The 1,575-nt window shown below is 41.7% G+C and carries 1 protein-coding gene and 1 pseudogene; both read right to left on the reverse strand.

Annotation, left to right across the window (positions count from 1 at the left end; translation table 11 throughout):
- Positions 1 to 107: 107 nt before the first annotated feature.
- Positions 108 to 437 (reverse strand): hypothetical protein, encoded by a 330-nt coding sequence (locus ACFIL8_RS08015; RefSeq protein ID WP_375681583.1) that lies wholly within the window; start codon positions 435 to 437, stop codon positions 108 to 110.
- A 9-nt stretch (positions 438 to 446) separates the two neighbouring features.
- Positions 447 to 1,575 (reverse strand): annotated as a pseudogene (locus ACFIL8_RS08020) (hypothetical protein); the annotation flags it as partial.

Consider the following 1,575-nt stretch of genomic DNA (forward strand, 5'->3'; position numbering starts at 1 on the left):
CATTGTTTGATAAGCTCTAATCCTTCTTTCGATATCTTTCTCATCTGACGCTCCATAAAAAAAGCCCCACAAAAGTGAGGCGGCATAAAAATGTTTTCTTATGATCTCTATTGGCTATGCTCTTTGATCAGTTGCTCGACTTCGTCAACACCAAAGCCAAGCTGAAAGAGCGGCGCATATTCACTTTCCTGTAATTCATACTGACAACGCTTTTCGACAAAATCACCATTTGAATCAAACGGTATTTCTGTTGTTCGACAAACCTTATGCGTGTCATCTTCAATCCCCTCTTCTCCCTCTCCAAGCTCTTTAACAAAAACCCAATAAAAACGTGTTGTTAAAAGATTCCCTAGCCTTCTTACTGTTTCAACTTTGTCAAAAGAAAGCATGTTCAGATAATCTTCTTTGCTATTTAAATGTTCTGGATATTCTATCATCTCTCCCTCCTAAACAAAATGACGCGTATGGCTACATCCACGCGCCGCAACTTGTTCATTTCCACCATTGACGATCATGGCGGCTCGAGTAAAACGCCCATTATCCGTTGTATTACTCCAGCTACCACCCCCTAACAATGCTCTCATTTCAAACGTATTTTGCGTACGGCTTATGGGTATAGGAAACGTGCCCGATAAAAATTGCCAAACATAACCGCAACCATCCTCACAACCGATATGCGAGATCATTCGACGATTCGCCGTATCCTTATATCCACCTGAAACCTTAGAGGTTGGTTCTTTCTTGCCAACAATATGTGTCTTTTCATTGCTTCCATACATAGCAGAAGCAAACGCTTCATCACTCAGTAAAGATTTTTTAACACGCGCCATATCTGTTACATGTTCGGTATAATTACGGTTTGTTGTTATATTGGTACGATACATTGATTTCGTATTTTCACCCGTCCCTGATTGAAGATAAATATCAACCCAAAGATCTGTAGAGGGGTCGTAGACCATTCCCTCTGGTGAACTATAAGGGCGGTGATTGAGACACCAAACTGAATTGGGTAAAATATCCCCTGCCCTATAACCAGACAAGGGGTGACCGGAAATCGTACCAACATCCGCACAGAGCGTATGAAACCCTCCTATCTTTCGCGAATTACTCACTGTGTAATCCCTTGGATACGTAGAGTTTTCTGATAAAACAAATTTATGAGACTGTCCTCCATCAGAAACCAAATAAACATAATAATCCTTCCCCGCCGAAAGAGAAGGAACGCTTATTCTTGTATCTACCGTATAACTTGCAACCAAAGTATCATTGCCTAATGCCAAAGTTATGCGTGTTCCTTTTTTCACGGTTAATTGCGCTTTGCCTGTCGCTACAAGAAACGGTGTGGAAATTGAAAAAACCGTTAAATTGGACTGTTTCAGTAAATTGTTTACCTCTTCCGCTAGCGCTTTTGCCTGTGAAGCTACTGTATGAGCTGTTGTCGCTGTTTCCAGAGAACTCTTGATACCACTAAGCTCTTTCTTCATTGTATCGGCGGTTGTTTTGGCTTCTTCTGCTGTCCTTTTCGCTCTATCGGCTACTTCCTTGGCTTTTTCGGCTTCGCTCTTGGCTTGATAG

Origin of the sequence: Bartonella sp. AP57NXGY (assembly GCF_042195805.1) — a bacterium.
Taxonomy (GTDB): domain Bacteria; phylum Pseudomonadota; class Alphaproteobacteria; order Rhizobiales; family Rhizobiaceae; genus Bartonella.